This is a genomic window from Pseudomonas sp. 2024-210 (genome assembly GCF_045062345.1).
In the GTDB taxonomy this organism is placed as follows: Bacteria; Pseudomonadota; Gammaproteobacteria; order Pseudomonadales; family Pseudomonadaceae; genus Aquipseudomonas.
In genome coordinates, this window is the sequence record NZ_JBJGEJ010000023.1 from 1 (window position 1) to 19,144 (window position 19,144).

Genomic DNA, 19,144 nt, shown 5'->3' on the forward strand with positions numbered 1-19,144 from the left:
GCCGCGTCATTCGAGCGGTTGAAGACGAAATCGAACGTTTCAGCCGTGAGACTGCTTCCCCCGTAGCAGTTGCCGAAGGCGACGTTCGATTGCGCAGCGATCGCAAATTCAGGCGCCTCGGTGTGTCAGGATTTACGACGGCTGCGCCGCCGAACGCAGCCTTCGGCAGCTGCTACGAAATTGAGTCAATGCGCCGATCTTCAAAATACGCTTTGTCCTTTGAAGGGCCGCGTCATTCGAGCGGTTGAAGACGAAATCGAACGTTTCAGCCGTGAGACTGCTTCCCCCGTAGCAGTTGCCGAAGGCGACGTTCGATTGCGCAGCGATCGCAAATTCAGGCGCCTCGGTGTGTCTGATTTACGACGGCTACGCCGCCGAACGCAGCCTTCGGCAGCTGCTACGAAATTGAGGCAATGCGCCGATCTTCAAAATACGCTTTGTCCTTTGAAGGGACACTTCATTCAAGCGGTTGAAGACAAACTCGAAAGTTTCAGCCCGCCAGTGGCCTGGCAGGCGCTGACTTAACCCTTGTAGCCGCTGCCGAAGGCTGCGATCGGGCGCGCAGCGCTCGCAAGTGTGTCAGGATCTACGACGGCTCTGGCGCCGATCGCAGCCTTCGTTCCTCGACAGCGGCTACAGTCCCACGCCAGTCTTCAAAAAACGCTTTGTCTTTGGGAATGCGGTCCGAGGCTTTGGGCACATTAGGCCCCTGAGCCTCCGAGCTTTCCAGATACCAATAGCAATGCTTCACCGCTCGGGTGATACCGACATACGCCAGCCGCAAAATCTCGTCTTTCTGCGCCGAGTCGTAAGGATCCGGGTCACCTTCCTTGCCAAGCCCCGCCATTCGATAAACCTGATTTTTATAAGGCGAAGACGTCAAGTGCTGGCAGTCTCCAAGCAAAAACACCACATCTGCCTGCAGCCCTTTAGAGCTGTGATAGGTCAGTTGTTTTAACCTGCGGTCTGCAGGCGACAAACTAGAATCCACATTAACTATCGACTGAATATCCTTTTCAATCATCAACTTATCGCTGCTTTTTCGATACAACATCAAGATCCGATCACCGGCGTTATAATGCTCGGTCAATCGCGCGACCAAGTCTTCAACGTCGCGGTTCAACACATTTACCGGCACCAGGGCTTTAGGCTCGCCACTGGCTTTGGCCCGTTTGCCTGGAATGGACGGCGCTGCACGCACGATATGTTCGGCGGCGTCGATAATATGCTGGTGGCTGCGGAAGTTGTCGCTGAGCATTACCCGAGTCGTAGCCGGCGACGGAAATTCCTTGTTGAACGCTATAAAGTACTGAGGCGAACTGCCACGCCAACCATAGATTGACTGCCAATCGTCGCCCACGCACAGCAATGACGAACGCTGAGCCCCTCTGCCCACATGCATCGCCGGGCCGCGGCTGCGGATTTCACGCAGACTCGCACGCAACCACGAGACGATTTGCGGCGATACGTCCTGAAATTCATCGATCATCAAATGCGACAGCGGCCGCAACTGTTCATGACTCAGCAGTTTGAAATTTTGCGGGGTGTTCTCGCCAAACAGCGAAAACATCCGGTTGTAGGTCATGACCGGCGGAGTTTGCGCCAGCAGGTGATCTTCCAGCGCTCGCCAGTACAGACTCAGCGCCTCGAAGAAATACCGGTCAGGGTCATCTTTGGCAAACCGCATATCGCCCACGGCGGCGGCGACGTCCAGTCCCAGGTTTTCAATAAAGCTGGCGGCGGCAACGAAACAGTCGAGCAACGGTGCCGAACTCAGTTCGCCTTTGAGCTTGTAATCAAACCCCGGGCCGGCACTGGCATCACCCGCCAGTGAAGAAACCACGCGCTTGGCAGCCTCATAGCTTTCTAGCCATATCAATGGCTTATCACAGAAAGCTCGAAACAGGGTGCGCTTAACTGCCCACTCTGCCCGCACGGCCAAACGCGCACCAGGGCGGGTAATTTGCGGGTTCTCGCGTGCATCAAAGCCCAGCACCACCCACGCATCCAATTGCGGGATGTAGCCGTGGCAATGAAACGGCGCGCCATTGATCTGCAGTACTTCACGGCTGGGTTCGATGCCCTTGATGGGCCATGCACCCGCCGCAAACCACAGGTCTTCGAGGGTGTCGCAAAGTTCTTCGTCACGCTTGGACGCCAGTTCTGTCACGGCCATGCGCTTTTGCACGTCGGGGTGATCGCGCTCCAGCTCTTTAAGTTGCAGGGCATGGCGGCATAAAGGCGCTACCGCGTCGCGAAAGCGCTCATTGCGGGTGTAAAGCCCGTGGTAGCAGGCATTCAATTGTTGGCGCTGCGCATCATTGATGCGCAAATCGAAAGGATTGCTGTCGCCCTCGTCGTCATTGAACAGGCTGCGCGTACTCAGCGTCTCAAAGGCCTGCAACTGGCTGTAACCGGGCAAGCTGCGCACCATCGGCAATATTCGCGAATGGAACGTACGCACCACGTCTCGCGCCTCCTTGAGGCTCAGGGTACGACCCCACAGGGCGAAGACTTCTTGCAACTTGGCGATGAAATCCTTGCGCGACTCGCGGGTAAAGGTCACCACGGTCATCGAGCTGAGTTCAAAGCCCAAATAATGGGTGAGCAGCAAAATACGCAACACCAGCGAGGTTGACTTGCCTGCCCCTGCCCCGGCAACCACCGAGGTCGACGGCGTATCGCTGAAGATCATCTTCCATTGGGCGGCGCTGGGTTGCGCGTACTCAGGCAGCATCGCGCCCACATCTGCCTTGATCTGTTTTTTCAATTCGGCGGTCAGGGGCAAACGCCAGTCATCGAACAGATCGTCATCGATGCCCGGCGCACGCAGCTCTTGGGAGCGCGTGTCGCTAATAAACAGCACCTGACGACCTTCTTCCAGGCCTTCGGCATGACCTTCTTTAAATCCGTAGTCAACGCCTGCGCTGTGCCCGCTGCGGAACCCGTCGGCTTGCCCGTGCAGCCAGGACGCGGCGTGTTGCGCCCGTAAACGACTCAGCCCGCTGCCGAACACGCGCGCAGCAAGGCGTTTGAGCAAGGGTAATTCGGCAAGGGGGGTGAGTTCTTCAGGCTGATCAGGGGTGTGTTGCGGCACGCTGACTCCAATGTGTGAGGCTGTCCGGGCGGATGGGCTATGGTCGCTGCATTGCTCGCTGAAATCTAGCGAATTGCTGGAGCATCAGCTGGCTAGAGCGATCATGTCATCTGGATGTACAACGAAAACGCCCCCAGCGCCATCCAAAAGCAGCCAAAAATCCACGGCGAACGCACGGAAAACATCAACGACTTTTTATAGCCTTTGTGCGTAGATTCCATTTCGCAAAAGAGCGGTGACTCATCGTAAGCCAGGCCCATGACCGGTTCGCTGCTCAGCAACTCGCTTTGTTTGAAGTGCCAATGGTCAATGATGTCGTAAGCAGCACGAATGCCAGGCCATGCATTAATTGAAATAACGATGCCCAGAATGGCCAGCAGCGGCGGCACGGTGAGGGTAAAAAACTTGCCCCACTCGGGGTTGATGTTGGCCATGCACGACGCAAAGGCAATTACCAGAAATGCCTGAGCCGCCAAATAAGCATCCGTACGGTGGGACAAAATACTGGTTTCGTACTGGATTTCACGCCGGTAAAAATCCAGTCGATCCTTGGGAGAGCCGAACATTTTAGCGTCGTGGCTGGTCTGGACAGGTTCTGGAGTGTTGTCTGAATTGTGGTCTGTAATTATTTTGGTCATCAAGAGCGCTCGCTCAGTGGCTCGAACACTCTTGGAGGCAACCGGCGCCAACTAGTTCAGCCTATGGCACGTTCCGCTGCTGGCGATTTGTATCGCGCAATCAAGAAACCCAGTACTGCCAGGGGTGCAGTGGCCAACATGACTTCAACGGTGATTTGCAGGGGCTGACTGATATAGGTCGATACCAGCAGGCTGCTGAGGAAGCACAAACCCAGTTGCAGGGTGTTTTGCAACCCGGCCGCCTTGCCCGAGTTCTGGGCAAACGGCATCAGCGCATTCGCCACCACAATCGGGTAGCTCGCCCCGTTGACCAGCGCCATCAGGCAAAAGGGGATGAGCAAGGTCAGCAGAGTCGGTTCTGTCTGGGTAGCCACGGCATACAACCCGGCCATGCTTGCGCAATACGCCAGCAGCAACCACGGCAGCAGCTTGCGGCTTTTGATGCGCTGCAAGGCGCTGCGGCAACCGTATCCGCCGATCATGAAGGCCAGCGTCGGGAACGCGTAGCTCAAGCCAATATCACCGGGGCTGTAGCCCATATCGCCGAGGATGAAGGGTGAAGCTGTTAACCAGGCGAAGAAACTGGCCGAACAGGCCGCAAAGATCATTACGTTGCCGCTAAATGCCGGCGAGCGCAGCAACTGCCAATATCCGAGGCTGACCTTTGCCGGACTGTTTGCCGTGCGAGGTTTCTCCTTGAGTAGCAGCGTAGGTACGATCAGCAACACTGACAGGCCCAATAACACTGTGAAAATGGCTTGCCAGCCCAAATGGCCCAGCACCACTGCGCCCAATAACGGGGCCAGCGCAGGTGACAAACCCATCAGCGGCATGATGCCCGCAAACACGCGGCTGGCACGCTCGGCCGGGTATCGATCAATCACCAGCGCTTGCCAGGTCACCGCCGCCGCACACACACCGATGGCCTGAATAAAACGCAGGGTCAGGAGCAATGCGGCATTGTCGACCCAGAGCATGCCCAGACACCCAAGGGCGAACATTGACAGCCCTGCCAACAGCACCGGTTTGCGGCCCAGTCGATCGGACAAAGGCCCCCAGAGCAATTGACCAAAGGCAAACCCGGCCAGAAAGATGCTCAAGCTGGCCCCTACTGCGCCAGCGGACAACCCCAATTCGCTGCGCAACGTGCCAAACGCCGGCAAATACATGTCCATTGCCAGGTAGCCGAGCATACTCAGCCCGGCGAGATAAACGGTAAAACCTACTGAATTTTTCATGCGCATCCAAAACTTGCCATCAAACAATTTGTTGACTGGCGCGCATTATCCAGCTGAAGATTTCTTTGTGAAGCGATAATAATTGCCATCTGACATCAATTATTTTGAAGGCTAACCATGTGGTCTGAATACTCGCTGGACGTTATCGATGCAGTGGCCCGTCACGGCAGCTTCAGCGGTGCCGCGCAGGAATTGCATCGCGTACCTTCCGCCATCAGTTACACCGTGCGCCAGTTGGAACAGTGGCTGGCGGTGCCGTTGTTTGTCCGTCGTCATCGCGATGTTGAACTCACCCCGGCCGGGCACATGTTTGTCAAAGAAGCCCGTGACGTGATGAAAAAAATGCTCGGCACCCGGCGCCTGTGCCAGCAAGTCGCCAATGGCTGGAGCGGCCAATTGCGGGTGGGCGTGGACTCAATCATCAAAAAATCGCGCTGCCAGCAAATGGTCATCGACTTCTACCGGCACTTCCCCGATGTTGAGCTGATCGTTCAATACGAGGTGTACAACGGGGTGTGGGATGCGCTGGTGGATGCACGCGCCGACCTGGTGATCGGTGCAACCCGTGCCGTGCCGGTGGCCGGCAGTTTTGCCTTTCGCGACATGGGCGCACTGGACTGGTTATGCGTGGCCAGCCCGCAGCACCCGCTGGCCGGGCCTGAAGGATTGTTGATGGACGACCAACTGCGCCCCTACCCTTCGTTGTGCATGGATGACACGTCCCGCAGCCTGCCCAAGCGCGATACATGGACGCTGGACAACCAGCGCCGGATGATGGTGCCGGATTGGGCCACCGGGCTGAAGTGCCTGACTGAAGGCCTGTGTGTCGGCATGGCACCTGCGCATCAGGTTCAGCCATTGATTGAACAAGGCCTGCTGGTGGCGCTGCAATTGCAGCGGCCTTTCCCGTCGAGCCCCTCCTGCATTGCCTGGGTGCAGGACAATCACTCGCCGGCCATGAGCTGGTTGCTGGAGTATCTGGGTGATACGCCAACCTTGAATCAGGAATGGCTTAACGAGACTGCGTTCAATTAATGGTCTTCGCCCGCAGGTAACGGAATGATCTGCGCACTGCCGTGGCGAACCCCGCGCTCGGCCATCACCTGGCGTGCCAGTTGCGACACCTCGCTCACCGAGCCTTTGAGCACCGACACCTCCATGCATCTGCCCTGATCCAAATGCACATGCAGCGTCGACAAGGTCAAATCGTGGTGGTCATGGAAGGCGCCGTTGAGGCGCTTCGACAGCTCTCGAGTGCCATGATCGTAGACGTAACTCAAGGTCGCCACGCAGGCCCCGTCCGGGTCATCTTCACAGCCGGTTTGCAGCAACCCGGCCCGCAACAAATCGCGTACCGCTTCTGAGCGACCCTGATAGCCATGGCTCACCACGCGCTCATCAATGGCGGTCAACAATGCATCGTCCAAGGTGATCGTGACCCTCTGCATTCAATTAGCCTCGCAGTTATGAAGTTTTGACATAGACTTCTTACCCGGTGAACGAACAGGCGATTAGCCATTAACCCGGGAGAAACAGTGTGACGGACTCATGGATGAAAAAACAGCTGGCTTTATGGACGATTGGCGTCTGCCTGAGTACAGGCCTGTCAACTGCCAGCGCCGCTGAACCTGACCCCACGCTAACCTATTCATGGCCGACCAACGCCGGACCGCTGGACCCCAGAGGTTACTCGCCCAATCAGATGTATGCCCAGGCCATGGTCTATGAACCGCTGGTGCGTTACACCCCGCAAGGAACGTTAGAGCCTTGGCTGGCCACGCAGTGGGCGATCTCGCCGGACGGCAAGACCTACACCTTCACGCTGCGGGACGGCGTGACCTTCAGTGATGGCAGCCCCTTCAATGCGACGGCGGCCAAGGCCAATCTGGATGCGGTACTTGCCAACAGCAAGCGCCATCAGTGGATGGAGCTGGTGTCCACACTGGATCGAGTCGAAGCCCCTGACGAACATACCCTTGTGCTGGTGCTCAAGCATCCGTACTACCCGACGCTGATGGAACTGGCACAAGTGCGGCCGCTGCGTTTCGGTGCCCCCGCTGCCACACCCGGTACGCCCGTGGGCACCGGGCCGTGGGTGCTGACACAAACCCGGCGCGGCGAATACGATCGCTTTGAGCGTAACGCGCGCTATTGGGGAAACAAGCCCGCGTATGGTTCGGTGCTGGTCAAAGTCATTTCCGACCCGGACAGCCGTGCGATTGCCCTGCAAACCGGCGAAATCGATCTGATACAGGGCGCTGACGGTGAAATTTCCCCCGGCACCTTTGTGCGCCTGCGAGACTCGGGTTTTCACAGTGCCATTTCCGCCCCGCTGGCCACACGCACCGTCGCCATGAACACCAACCTGGCTCCAACCAATGAACTGCCGGTGCGTCAGGCCATCAATCAGGCGGTGGACAAAGACACCATTATTGCCAAAGTGCTGCACGGTCAGGAACCGCGTGCCGATGCGCTGTTCGCCAGCAACATGCCCTACGCCGACCTTGGCCTCAAAGCCTTGCCTTACGACCCTGAACAGGCAAAGAAAACTCTTGAAGCGGCAGGCTGGACACTCCCGGCAGGCAAAACCGTGCGCGAGAAGAACGGCCAGCGACTGAGCACCGAGCTGGTATTCCTTGGCCCCAGCGCCTTGCAAAAAAACCTCGCTGAAATCATTCAGGGCGAACTGGCCAAAGTCGGTATTGAGGTCAAGTTACGCGCAGAAGAAGACGGCGCACTGGTTCAGCGCCAGCGCGAAGGCACATTCGGCATGATCTTCGCCGACACGTGGGGCGCGCCCTACGATCCGCACTCGTTTGTCAGCTCCATGCGTTACGCAGGCCACGCGGACTATATGGCCCAGCGTGGCTTGCCGATGAAGGACGCCATCGACCAGAAAATCGCCGAAGTGCTGGGCGAAACCGATGAAGGCAAGCGTGCCGAGGATTACCGCGAGATTCTCACCACTCTGCACGATCAGGCGGTCTACCTGCCGATCTCGCACCTCACCGCCATCAGTGTGAGCGGCAACAACGTCGATAACGTCGCCTTCGGCAGCACCTTGTTTGATGTGCCGTTCGAAGTCATGCACCCCACCAGCGGGAAACCCTAACCATGCTGCGCTATATCATTTTGCGGCTCGTGCTGCTGATTCCGGTACTTCTGGGTGTGTCGTTGATCGTGTTTGTGCTGCTGCATTTGGGCAACGGCGACCCGGCGCTCGACTACCTTCGCCTTTCACAAATCCCGCCGACCGATGCCGCGCTGGCCGAGGCGCGGCAGGCGTTGGGGCTTAATCGCCCGTTGCCTGAGCAATACCTGACGTGGTTGTGGAATGCCCTGCATCTGGATTTCGGCATCTCCTACATCACCGGGCGCCCGGTGCTCGACGATCTGTTGTACTACCTGCCGGCCACCCTGCAACTGGGCGGTCTGGCGCTGCTGGTGACATTGGTCATGAGTATTCCGCTGGGGCTGGCCGCGGCGCGCTGGAAAGGCCGCTGGCCAGATCAAGTGGTGCGATTCATCACCTTTATCGGCGTGTCGATGCCCAACTTCTGGCTGGCATTTCTGCTCATCGCCCTGCTCTCGCTGTGGCTTGGCTGGTTACCGCCGATGGGCCGTGGCGGCCCCGAGCACTTGATCATGCCAGTACTGGCCATCGCCCTCATGTCGATGTCCATCAATGCCCGTTTGTTGCGTGCCAGCTTGCTTGATGTGCGCCAGCACCGGCACGTGTTCTATGCCCGTGCCCGCGGCCTGAATGAACGGCAGGTGTGGCGCGACCACATCCTGCGCAATGCCTGGATGCCGCTGGTCACTGCCACCGGCATGCACATCGGCGAACTGCTGGGTGGCGCCCTGGTCATCGAAACCATCTTCGCCTGGCCCGGGGTCGGGCGCTTCGCCGTCAGCGCCGTGCTCAACCGTGACTTCCCGGTGATGCAATGTTTCACCCTGCTGCTGACCACGTTACTGGTGGTGTGCAACCTGGTGGTCGATATCTGCTACGCCTGGCTGGATCCACGCACACGTTTTTCGGGGGTAATGGCATGAGCACTTTGGCCGCAACGTTTTCAGGCAAAAAGACCGGGATGCGCATCGGCTACTGGCTGGTGGGCCTGTTGCTGATACTGGCCCTGTTCGGGCCGTGGATCGCCCACTACGACGCGACCCTGGTCGATCTCGACAACCGCCTGCTGCCCGCCAGTGCCCACCACTGGCTGGGAACGGATCACTTGGGGCGCGACGTTCTTTCACGCCTGATTGTCGGCACGCAATTGTCATTGGGCAGCGTGGTACTGGTGCTGGGCCTGGTGTTGATTCTCGGGGTGATCATTGGCGGGGTGGCCGGTATTGTCGGCGGCAAGGTCGATATGGTGCTGATGCGCCTGTGCGACATGTTTCTGACGTTCCCGACGCTGGTACTGGCGTTTTTTCTGATTGCCCTGCTGGGCACTGGCCTGACCAACGTGATCATCGCCATCGCCCTCTCGCACTGGGCCTGGTATGCGCGCATGGTGCGCGGCATGGTGCTGGCCCAGCGCAATCGCGATTACGTGCTGGCCTCGCAGTTAGCCGGTGCCTCGCGTTTGACCCGTCTGCGCCAGCACGTCATGCCCAATGTGGTGGGCCAATTACTGGTGCTGGCCTCGATGGACATCGGTCATATGATGCTTCACGTTTCCGGGCTGTCCTTCCTGGGCCTGGGCGTCAGCCCACCCACCCCGGAATGGGGCGTGATGATCAACGACTCCAAAGAGTTCATCTGGACACACCCGCAATTACTGCTGTGGCCGGGGCTGATGATTTTTATCTCGGTGATGGCCTTCAACCTGCTCGGTGACGCCCTGCGCGACCGGCTTGACCCCAGTGTTTTGGCGGAGATCAAGGAATGAACACCCACCTGAGTATTCAAGGCTTGAGCCTGCGGCATCAACAACGAACGCTGGTGCACGACCTGCAACTGACGTTAAAGGCGGGCCAGGTGCATGCATTGGTCGGTGCCAGCGGTTCGGGCAAATCCCTGACCTGCCTGGGCATCCTCGACCTGCTGCCACCCGGTGTGCATTGCAGCGGCGCCACCTTGTTGCTGGACGGCAAGCCGGTCGAGCCTGCCCAGTTGCGTGGCCGCGAAGCCGCGCTGGTGCTGCAAAACCCGCGTAGCGCCTTCAACCCGGTGCGTTCATTGCGTCAGCATGCGGTGGAAACGCTGCACACCCGAGGCGTGACAGGCCGCGAGGCCGACGAGCTTATTCACGCCACCTTGAATGAGGTGGGCTTGTACGACGGTCAGCGTGTGCTTGACTCTTTCGCCTTCCAGCTCAGTGGCGGCATGCTACAGCGCATGATGATCGCCCTGGCCCTGCTGGCTGACAGCCGTTTTTTGCTGGCTGACGAACCGACCAGCGATCTGGACGTCGTGGCCCAAGCGCGCTTTTTGGACTTGCTGGAGCGGCTCGTGGACGAGCGCAATCTGGGCGTGCTGCTGATCACCCATGACATGGGCGTCGTCGCCCGTAGCGCGGACCACGTCAGCGTGATGGCCCACGGCCGTATTGTCGAGCAGGCCGATGTCTGCACCCTGTTCAATAACCCCCGCAGTGAAGAAGCGCGCACGTTATTGGCGGCGCATCACGCTTTGACTCGAGAGGTGCGCAGCGCATGAGTATTTTCCATGTCCATAACGTCAGCCATGGTTACACCGCTGGCGGGCTGTTCAGCAAACGGCATCGGATACAGGTGCTCAAAGCGCTGAATCTCGACCTGCACGAGGGTCAAAGTCTGGGGTTGCTGGGTGCCAGCGGCAGTGGCAAGAGCACCCTCGCCCGCCTGCTCATGGGGCTGGAGACGCCAGACGAAGGCAACATTGCGTTTGCTGGCCACCCCTTGAGCGGGCTTGATGCCCCGTTTTTAAAGCGTGTGCAAATGGTTTTCCAGGACGCCCTGAGCGCGTTCAACCCCCAGCGCAGCATTGGCTGGAGCATCGCCGAGCCGTTGCGCCACCTTTCACACCTGGATGCTGCGGCGTGCAAAGCCCGGGTAGCGCAATTGCTGGCTCAGGTACAACTGAACCCCCGTGACATCGACAAACTGCCCGCCCAGCTCAGTGGTGGGCAACTGCAACGGGCCGGTATCGCACGAGCGCTGGCGGTTAATCCGCAGTTGATCATCCTGGATGAAGCCCTGTCCAACCTTGACCGGGTATTGCAAGTGCAGATTCTGGAGTTATTGGCTCAGGTGCGTCGCGAATCGGGAACGGCGTTTTTGCTGATTACGCACGACCTGAGTCTGGTGCAGTATTTTTGCCAGCGCGTGGTGGTGCTGGCTGACGGGCATGTGGTGGAGGATCAGGCGGTCACTGCGAAGATGCGGTTTACGCACCCGGCGGCGTGCACCTTGCAAGATGCGGTGTTGCCGGCCATGCCTGTAGGGCGTGAGCGCAAGGGTGTTGACACGGAAGAAGCGCGATTGTCTCGATTGGGGGCCTGATTTTTGAGGCGTTTTGTTTCAAGATTCAAGATTCAAGATTCAAGCTTCAAGCTTCAAGCTTCAAGCTTCAAGCTTCAAGCTTCAAGCTTCAAGCCTCAAGCCTCAAGCTTCAAGCCTCAAGCCTCAAGCCTCAAACTTGTAGCTTGTAGCTTGTAGCTTGTAGCTTGTAGCTTGTAGCTTGTAGCTTGTAGCTTTCAAACAATGCCCCTGCCGCCACCGAAAAAGTGAAACCAACACTGAGGCCCCTCACAGGAGGCTGAACGCAGGTGCTGTTATGGGGGTGGCGAGGCAGGACGCCGAGCCAGCCGCGATCGGGCCAAGGATGGCCCGTCGCGGCGGGCCCCCATAACAGTTCCGGAGTGAAGGCACCGCCGAGCCTAGGCGAGGCGGCCGTATGGTAGGGCAAGGACCTTTTGGGTACTTTTGGGGCTGTTTGCCAAAAGTACCTCGCTGTAAAAGCGAAACCTTTAGTTCAGCTAGACACATGTAATGGATATGTACACGAAGCTTTTAATTGGTCAGCGTACATATCCGTTTGATGTATTAAATCTATCTACGGGTTACGCCCTTACGGCGTGTCACTTTGCAAAAGCGGCAAAGTAACCAAAACGCCTCCGCCCCTGCGTACGGCCCTCGCTTCGCTCAGGTTCCCTCACTCCGGTCCCGCTCCGTGGGCACGCCGTGACGGGCCATCCATGGCCCAACACGGCTCTCCCGGCATCCATGCCGGTCGACCCACTCCGCGAAACCTCCACTCGGCCTCCCGACGGGGCGGCAAATCAAGATCAAGATCAAGATCACAAGCCAGATCACAAGCCAGATCAAGATCAGAAGCACGATCAAAAACACAGTTTATATATAGCCTTTTAGAATATATAAATCGTTTTATATTCTTTTTTAAAAGATGCTTAACCTGCAAAACTCTCGTCATAACGCTGCCAACTCATGATGAGAACGAAATGAAAAAACTCACTGCCCTCACCGCTCTGACCTTGGCTGTACTGTCTGGCTTGGCCCACGCCGATCGTCTGGATGACATCAAAAAATCCGGCGTGCTGCGCGTGGCTTCTTTCGACAGTAACCCTCCCTTTGGTTTTGTTGATGCTAAAAGCAAACAGATTGAAGGGCTTGACGTTGATTACGCCAAAGCCATCGCTGACAAACTGGGCGTCAAGCTCCAGCTTCAGCCAACCAACCCCGCTAACCGGGTACCGCTGCTGGTCGCGAATAAAGTCGACTTGGTGCTGGCTAACTTCACTATCACCCCCGAACGCGCCGAGCAGGTGAATTTCAGCATCCCGTATTTCGCCTCGGGTCAGCAGTTCATTGTCAAAAAAGGCACGCTTAAATCACAGGACGATTTGAACACGTGGCGGGTCGGTGTCGATAAAGGGACGGTCAACGAAGGCGTGCTGCGTGAGAAGTTTCCCGGGGCCAAGGTGGTGGCCTACGATGACACCCCGTTCGCCTTCACTGCTCTGCGCAATGGCAACGTGCAAGCCATCACCCAGGACGGCCCAAAACTCATCGGTCTGCTGGCCAATGTCCCCGACAAGGATAAATACGAAGTGCCGCCCTTCACGGTGTCCAATGACTTGATCGGCGTCGGTATTCCTAAAGGTGAAACACGCCTGACCGAGGTGGTTAATCAAACCCTTACCGACCTCGAAGCCCAAGGCAAAGCTAAAGGTATTTATGACACGTGGTTCGGACCGAACACCAAGACGCCATTGACCCGTCTGTACAAGATCGGCGACAAGAGCTAACACGCCTTCGAGTCACTTTTAAGCCCGTCACGGTCAACCGTACGGGTTTTGTTCGTTTCTGTATGGACGCTGTTTTATGTTCGGTGAACTGCTTGCCCCGCGCTATCTGCATTGGTTACTCGACGGTTTTGTACTGACCCTGATGCTTTCTCTGCTGACCTGTGTGGTGGCCACCGGGCTCGGATTTTTACTCTGCCTGGCGCGTCTTTCCACGGTTCGTCTGTGGTCGTGGCCCGCACGCGCGTATTTGGCGCTGTTTCGTAATACGCCGCTGCTGGTTCAATTGTTTTTCTGGTATTTCGGCGTGACCGCAATGCTGCCCGAAGGATGGGTGATGTGGCTCAATCAGCCCCGCAGCCTGTCAATGGGGGTGTTCGAGTTTGAATGGCCGTCCTTTGAGTTTATCGCCGGGTTCTGGGGCCTGACGCTTTATACCGCAGCCTTCATTTGCGAAGAATTTCGCGCCGGGGTCAGTTCAGTGCGCATTGAGCAACGGACAGCTGGCCTGGCACTGGGGTTTACCTCGACACAGGTGTGGCGCTACATCGTATTCCCTCAAGCCGTACGCACCGCATTGGGGCCTCTGTTGGGGCAGTACATGAATGCGCTGAAAAACTCGTCGCTGACGATGGCGATCGGTTTGGCTGAGCTGTCGTATGCCTCTCGCCAGGTCGAAACTGAAACGTTCAAAACCTTTCAGGCTTTTGGGTTCGCCACCCTGTTGTATGTGGCCAGCATTGCAGTGATCGAAGTGCTTGGCCAACTCATTGCCCGCAGCAAGTGGTACAAGCAGGGAGTGGCTTAAGGCATGGACTTTTCGGTTATCAGCGACAACCTGTCGTATTTTTTGATCGGTGCTTACCCCAACGGGCCCTTGGGCGGTGCTGCACTCACGCTGGTGTTGAGCGTTCTGTCCGGCGTCATTGCAGCCTTGCTCGGGTTGGTGCTGGGCATTGCGCTGGTGATGATCAAGAGCAAGCTGCGTTGGCTGTTGCTCAGCGTGCTGGGATTGTTGCGGGCCATTCCTGTGGTGATGCTGATTTTTTGGAGTTACTTTCTGCTGCCCGTCGTGTTCAAGGTTGATGTGCCTGCCCTGGCGACCGTGGTGTGCGCGTTGTCATTGATCGGCGGCGCCTATTTGGCGCATTCGGTGCATGCCGGTATCAGCAGTTTGCCCGCCGGACAATGGGCCGCAGGCAAGGCGCTGGGGTTGAGTACCTGGCAAGTGCTGCGCCTGATCATCTTGCCGCAGGCCTTGCCGATCATGCTCCCCTCGTTCCTCAACCAATGGATCTCGTTAATCAAGGACACCTCATTGGCGTATGTCATCGGTGTGGGCGAGCTGTCGTTTGTCGCCACACAGGTCAGTAATCGGGTGATGGTTCACCCGAGTGAAATATTCCTGTTTGTGGCGCTGGTGTACTTCGTGTTCTGCAGCATGCTGGACCTGATAGCCAACCACTGGGCCAAGCCCCACCCGCAAAAACGCAAAAGCCCCGTCTAACCGACAGGGCTCTTGCTTACCGCTTACCGCTTACCGCTTGCAGCTTGCAGCTTGCAGCTTGCAGCTAGTTTGTATCCTACCGCCCCATCGCCCGTGCCGCGTCGGCGGTGTACTGGTCAGGGGTGAATTTACCCTCGTTGAGAATCGGGCCTTTCTTCGCTTCGTTGGTCATGCCGTAGCCGGTGTACTGCCCCGAGTTCAAGTCGATAAAGAACTGCGAGCCCGCCTGCCAGCCGCTCATGTCCGGGTGGTAGTAATAGTTGACCATTGCGTGCTTCCACAACTGACCGCGCGCGTCGTAGTTGTCTGCCAGGACCGAGTTCCAGGTGTCTTCGTCGAGAAACAACACACGCTTGCCATACACATGGCGATAGCCTTCTTTCAAATTCGCTTCAAGCACCCAGACGCGACGCAGCTCATAACGCATCAAATCCGGATTGGGGTGGTTAGGCGTCAGCATGTCGGCATATTTGACCGTACCTGCGTTCGGCTTATAGGCATTGGCCGGAATGTAGATTTCGCGCTTGCCCACCAATTTCCAGTCAAAGCGCTCCGGCGAGCCGTTATACAAACGGTCTTCGTCGACGGTCATGGTGCCGTTGGTGCCGATCATCGGCTGGTCGTACCCGTAACCCGGCAATTGGCGCACGCGCCGAGTCGAAGGGCTGTAGGTCCATGCCTGACGCGGGTCCGTGGAAAAGTTGTAAGGTTCGTGGGCGATGTTCAGCGTGCCGTTGTCACGCGCAGGCTTGAGGGTCATGTTGTTGCTCATCGCCTGAATCTTGCCCGAGGTCACGGGTTCATCGACCGGCGAGTTGGCCTGGGACAAGTTACGGGCCAGGGCACGGCCCCAACCAATGCTGCCGTTTGGCAAGACAGAGGCCAGATCGCTGGTTTTTTCTTCGGTCCAGGCACGGGCCGGCAGTTGGTGGTTCCAGAGTAACTCCATGCCGTTTTTCGGAATCGGGAACGGGACTTGCCCCAACCCTTCGAAGCCCATGCCATCGTTCACCAGCTTGGCGTTCAACGCGTTGCTCATGGCCCGCTTGCACACATAATCCGGGTAGCGGAAATCACGGTGGCCGGGGTAGATGTTCATCTTGTAGGTGGTCGGGTAACGCTTGAACAGCGCTTTCTGACCTTCTGTGAGTTTGTCGGCGTATTGATCCATGTTCTGCGCCGTGATCACCAAGATGGGTTTTTCAGCGGCATAGGGATCAACCGGCTGGTCGCCGGAAAATTTGACGTGGTTCCAACCCGGCACTTCGCCCAGGTATTTGCCGGTGTAAGGCGGGATGGTGCCCGCCGCGTTACCGGCCTGTTCAGCACCTACACAGGTCAGCTCTTTACCCAGTTTGGCCGCTTCGGCGGGCGATACCTGAGCGAATGCCGACCCTATGGCAAGGCCGTTGACGGCCAGGGTGGCTGCGAGCACTACGCCTGTTCTTGTTATTTTCATGTATTGCCTCCTACGCGAATAAGGCTTGCTGGGTATGGGTCCATTCTTCGCCATCCAACAGCGAGCACATCGTCCACAAAGACTAATCAGGCCGTTACCAGCACTTCTTTGAGCAAACCTTTGAGCATTTTGCCCGACGCATTACGTGCGAACGGGGTGTGTTGCACATGAATCTGTGCCGGCACTTTGTAGCTCGCCAGACGCTGGGCAAAATAACCGCGCACGGTCTCGCTGTCGGGGCAGTCGCCCGGATCGCCGCGCACCACCACAAACACCACTTCGCCCAGTACATCGTCCGGCACGGCAAAGGCTGCCGCTTCAATCACGCCGGGCATTTCACACGCACAGGATTCAATCTCGGCAGCGGAGATTTTCTCGCCACCCCGGTTGATCAAATCCTTGGCGCGGTCGGTGATATAGAGAAAGCCTTCGTCGTCCAGATGACCGATATCACCGGTGTCGAGCCACCCCTCACTGAGCGTTCGAGCACTGGCTTCAGGCAAGTTCCAGTAAGCATTCATCAAGGTGGGCGAGCGCACCCAAATCAGCCCCGTGACGCCCGCAGGCAGTGCATGCTGCGGACTCTCACCAATGCGCACATCGACAATCGGCAAGGGCCAGCCCGCCGAGGCCGGCTTATAGACAAACTGATCACCGCCAATGGCCGCGCAGATGCCGTTGCTTTCGGTCAGGCCGTAGCCACTGCCACCGACGGCCTCGGGTTTGCGTTGGGTCAAGTGCGCCAACAGGCTGGCCGAGGGCGCAGCCCCCCCAAGACCCAGGCCAAACAGGCTCTGAGTATCGGCACTGCCGAAGCGTGGCGAGGTCAGCAGTTGCTGCATCATGACCGGCGCACCATTGAACTGGGTGCACTGCTCGTCGCGGATCAGATCGAAGGCTTTTTCCACGTCCCACTTGTACATCAGTACCAAGCGGCGGCCACCCCGCAAGGCCAGTAAGAACTGAGCGTGCAGACCACTGACATGAAACAGTGGCACCGCCATCAACGTCGTGGGGGCATAACCGCTGTTGATGACGACGCTGATGCGCTCAGGCGAGCTGACCGCGCAAAAAACGCCCTGAAACTCCAGCGCGACCAAGGCCTGACACACCGCGCCATGGGTCGACAGCACGCCTTTGGCCAAGCTGGTGGTCCCCGAGGTGTAGAGGATCATTGCCGGGTCATCGGCACTGATGGTCGGTAACGGCGCATCCAGCAACGGCTCGGCCAGCAGGTCTTCCAGACGCTGACAGTGCTCGTCACGGGGCCGGTTTATGTCCATGCCCACCACAACCGTCGCCAAGCCTTGTTCGCGCAGGTCATCTTTGAGCAGTTGCAGACGCGGCTCGTCGCACAGTAAAAGTTGCGTCCCGCTGTCCTGCAACCCATGGAACAACTCGTCGCGCAGGCCCCAGCTATTCAAGGGCACGCACACACCGGCGCAGCGCTGGATCGCAGCAAACGCCACCAACCAGGCCGGTTGGTTACGCATGGCGATTGCCACACGGTCACCCTTGCGCACGCCAAAGCGGTGCACCAGCTGCCCTGCTAGACGATCCACCTGATCAAAAAACTGTTTGAAGGTCAGGCGCTGTTGCTCCCACACCAGAAACTCGCGATCCGCGTGGGCCCGGCCAGCGTCCATTGCAGCCCAGAGGTTTGGAGCGCTGTGGCGAAAGTGCTTGGGGCCGCCGGCCACAGGCGTCAGTACTTCATAGGGCGAGCCGGGACCAATCAGTTGATCCCAGGCGCTCTGCCATTGTTCAAGTTTCATCTTGTTATTCTCCTGACTCGAACCACTGCACACAGGTTTAAACGAGTGCGCCATAACGCTCGCAGTGATAATCGGCATCACCCAGGCAAGCCTGTGCTACACGAATGCGCTTGAGAAACAAACCGACATCCAGCTCGTCGGTGACGCCAATACCGCCGTGCATTTGCACCGCCTCATTGGCCACCTTGACGGCCATCAGCCCCGCCTTCCATTTGGCCAGACTCACCAGCCGTTGACGCTCAATGTCACTCAAGCCGGTATCGTCCAGCGCTGCCAGGCCGGCTATCACCGCGCTGCGTGCCAGTGCCAGCTCGACATACAGCTGGGCCGAACGATGTTGCAGGGACTGAAAGGAACCAATGGCGACGTCAAACTGCACACGGGTTTTCAGGTAATCGAGTGTTAAAGCGAACAGCTTTTCAGCCATACCCAGCATCTCGGCAGCCAGGCACACCCGGCCGCGATCCAGTGCGATGGTCAACGCCGCACCGGCCGAACCAAGATCGCCCAACAAGGCATCAGGACCGACCTGCACCTGCTCCAGTTGCAAGTGCGCGTGGTTACGCGAGTCAATCAGCGACAGGGGTTCAACACTTAACCCCTGCGCACCGGCTGGCACCAGAAACAGGCTGACGCCCTGCTGTGCATTGCCCGCCGCTACGAGGTAGGCATCAGCCCCTACCCCGTCAATCACGAAGGTTTTTTTCCCGCTCAGACAGAACCCTTGCGCATTGGCCTCAGCCTGCACCGCCAGCTGCGCGGGGTTGTGCCGTGGGCGCTCGTCCAGTGCCAGCGCCAGACGTTGCTCGCCGCTGATGGTCGCTGACAGCCAGCGATCCTGCTGTTGCGCATTGCCTTGCAGGTGCAACAGCGAACCGCACAACACGACGCTTGAAAGCAACGGAGAGGCACTGAGGTTGCTGCCGATGGATTCAAAAATCGGGCCTAACCCCATACAGCCGAAATCCAGCCCGCCGAGGTTTTCCGGGAATGGAATCGCACTCCAGCCCAGTGCGACGGCCTCTTGCCACAGCTGGCTGTCAAAGCCGAGTTCACTGCCCTCATCGCGCAAGGCACGTTGACGGGACACGGGACTTCGCGCCGCCAGAAACTCGCGGGCGCTGTCGGCCAACAGCCGATGATCTTCGCTATAAAGCAGGTTCATGGTCTGGATC

General features: G+C 58.1%; 17 protein-coding genes. 10 read left to right on the plus strand and 7 right to left on the minus strand.

Going from position 1 to position 19,144, the window contains the following annotated elements:
* Nucleotides 1-248, plus strand: a 248-nt coding sequence (locus tag ACI7MX_RS21445) for a hypothetical protein (protein WP_405634602.1), incomplete at its 5' end; no start/stop codon positions are given.
* Between the two features lie 338 nt (nucleotides 249-586).
* Here the strand turns inward: ACI7MX_RS21445 and ACI7MX_RS21450 are convergent.
* The 3 genes from ACI7MX_RS21450 to punC form a co-directional block, all read right to left on the minus strand.
* Nucleotides 587-3,097, minus strand: a complete 2,511-nt coding sequence (locus tag ACI7MX_RS21450) for a UvrD-helicase domain-containing protein (RefSeq protein ID WP_405585776.1) — start codon at nucleotides 3,095-3,097, stop codon at nucleotides 587-589.
* Between the two features lie 101 nt (nucleotides 3,098-3,198).
* Nucleotides 3,199-3,735 carry a hypothetical protein gene (locus tag ACI7MX_RS21455; protein ID WP_314485386.1) on the minus strand — a complete coding sequence of 179 codons (537 nt, stop codon included), beginning with the start codon at nucleotides 3,733-3,735 and terminating at the stop codon, nucleotides 3,199-3,201.
* A gap of 56 nt (nucleotides 3,736-3,791) precedes the next feature.
* Complete coding sequence (gene punC / locus ACI7MX_RS21460; protein WP_314485383.1) at nucleotides 3,792-4,973, minus strand: purine nucleoside transporter PunC; 1,182 nt, start codon at nucleotides 4,971-4,973, stop codon at nucleotides 3,792-3,794.
* A gap of 117 nt (nucleotides 4,974-5,090) precedes the next feature.
* Between punC and punR the strand changes: the two genes are divergently transcribed.
* Entirely contained in the window at nucleotides 5,091-6,008 is a 918-nt protein-coding gene (gene punR / locus ACI7MX_RS21465) for a DNA-binding transcriptional activator PunR (RefSeq protein ID WP_314485380.1), read from the plus strand.
* On the opposite strand, the gene nikR is transcribed toward punR, so the two are convergent.
* Complete coding sequence (gene nikR / locus ACI7MX_RS21470) at nucleotides 6,005-6,421, minus strand: nickel-responsive transcriptional regulator NikR (RefSeq protein ID WP_314485377.1); 417 nt, start codon at nucleotides 6,419-6,421, stop codon at nucleotides 6,005-6,007. The genes punR and nikR overlap by 4 nt on opposite strands.
* A gap of 104 nt (nucleotides 6,422-6,525) precedes the next feature.
* Between nikR and nikA the strand changes: the two genes are divergently transcribed.
* The 8 genes from nikA (at nucleotide 6,526) to ACI7MX_RS21510 (ending at nucleotide 14,735) form a co-directional block, all read left to right on the plus strand.
* Nucleotides 6,526-8,085, plus strand: a complete 1,560-nt coding sequence (gene nikA, locus ACI7MX_RS21475) for a nickel ABC transporter substrate-binding protein (RefSeq protein ID WP_314485375.1) — start codon at nucleotides 6,526-6,528, stop codon at nucleotides 8,083-8,085.
* Between the two features lie 2 nt (nucleotides 8,086-8,087).
* Nucleotides 8,088-9,029 (plus strand): nickel ABC transporter permease subunit NikB, encoded by a 942-nt coding sequence (gene nikB / locus ACI7MX_RS21480; RefSeq protein WP_405585781.1) that lies wholly within the window; start codon nucleotides 8,088-8,090, stop codon nucleotides 9,027-9,029.
* Nucleotides 9,026-9,871, plus strand: coding sequence for a nickel ABC transporter permease subunit NikC (gene nikC, locus ACI7MX_RS21485; RefSeq protein ID WP_122782399.1), 846 nt, complete (start codon nucleotides 9,026-9,028; stop codon nucleotides 9,869-9,871). Before nikB ends, nikC begins: the two co-directional genes overlap by 4 nt.
* Complete coding sequence (locus ACI7MX_RS21490) at nucleotides 9,868-10,641, plus strand: ATP-binding cassette domain-containing protein (RefSeq protein ID WP_314485367.1); 774 nt, start codon at nucleotides 9,868-9,870, stop codon at nucleotides 10,639-10,641. Before nikC ends, ACI7MX_RS21490 begins: the two co-directional genes overlap by 4 nt.
* The gene (gene nikE, locus ACI7MX_RS21495) at nucleotides 10,638-11,465 is read left to right on the plus strand and encodes a nickel import ATP-binding protein NikE (protein ID WP_314485364.1); all 828 of its coding nucleotides are present in this window, start codon (nucleotides 10,638-10,640) and stop codon (nucleotides 11,463-11,465) included. The genes ACI7MX_RS21490 and nikE overlap by 4 nt, the downstream gene beginning before the upstream one ends.
* A 959-nt stretch (nucleotides 11,466-12,424) precedes the next feature.
* Nucleotides 12,425-13,231, plus strand: coding sequence for an ABC transporter substrate-binding protein (locus ACI7MX_RS21500; RefSeq protein WP_405585786.1), 807 nt, complete (start codon nucleotides 12,425-12,427; stop codon nucleotides 13,229-13,231).
* A gap of 76 nt (nucleotides 13,232-13,307) precedes the next feature.
* A complete protein-coding gene (locus tag ACI7MX_RS21505) occupies nucleotides 13,308-14,036 on the plus strand; it encodes an amino acid ABC transporter permease (RefSeq protein WP_405585789.1) in 729 nt (242 codons plus the stop codon).
* 3 nt (nucleotides 14,037-14,039) lie between these two features.
* On the plus strand, nucleotides 14,040-14,735 hold the full coding sequence (locus ACI7MX_RS21510; protein ID WP_314486580.1) for an amino acid ABC transporter permease: 696 nt from the start codon (nucleotides 14,040-14,042) through the stop codon (nucleotides 14,733-14,735).
* Between the two features lie 76 nt (nucleotides 14,736-14,811).
* Here the strand turns inward: ACI7MX_RS21510 and ACI7MX_RS21515 are convergent, their stop codons facing one another.
* The 3 genes from ACI7MX_RS21515 to ACI7MX_RS21525 all read right to left on the minus strand — a co-directional run bounded on the left by ACI7MX_RS21515 (nucleotide 14,812) and on the right by ACI7MX_RS21525 (nucleotide 19,134).
* Nucleotides 14,812-16,194 (minus strand): DUF1329 domain-containing protein, encoded by a 1,383-nt coding sequence (locus ACI7MX_RS21515; RefSeq protein ID WP_314486581.1) that lies wholly within the window; start codon nucleotides 16,192-16,194, stop codon nucleotides 14,812-14,814.
* An 86-nt stretch (nucleotides 16,195-16,280) separates the two neighbouring features.
* Entirely contained in the window at nucleotides 16,281-17,969 is a 1,689-nt protein-coding gene (locus tag ACI7MX_RS21520) for a class I adenylate-forming enzyme family protein (RefSeq protein ID WP_405585793.1), read from the minus strand.
* 37 nt (nucleotides 17,970-18,006) lie between these two features.
* Complete coding sequence (locus ACI7MX_RS21525) at nucleotides 18,007-19,134, minus strand: acyl-CoA dehydrogenase family protein (RefSeq protein ID WP_314486583.1); 1,128 nt, start codon at nucleotides 19,132-19,134, stop codon at nucleotides 18,007-18,009.
* Nucleotides 19,135-19,144: the final 10 nt, after the last annotated feature.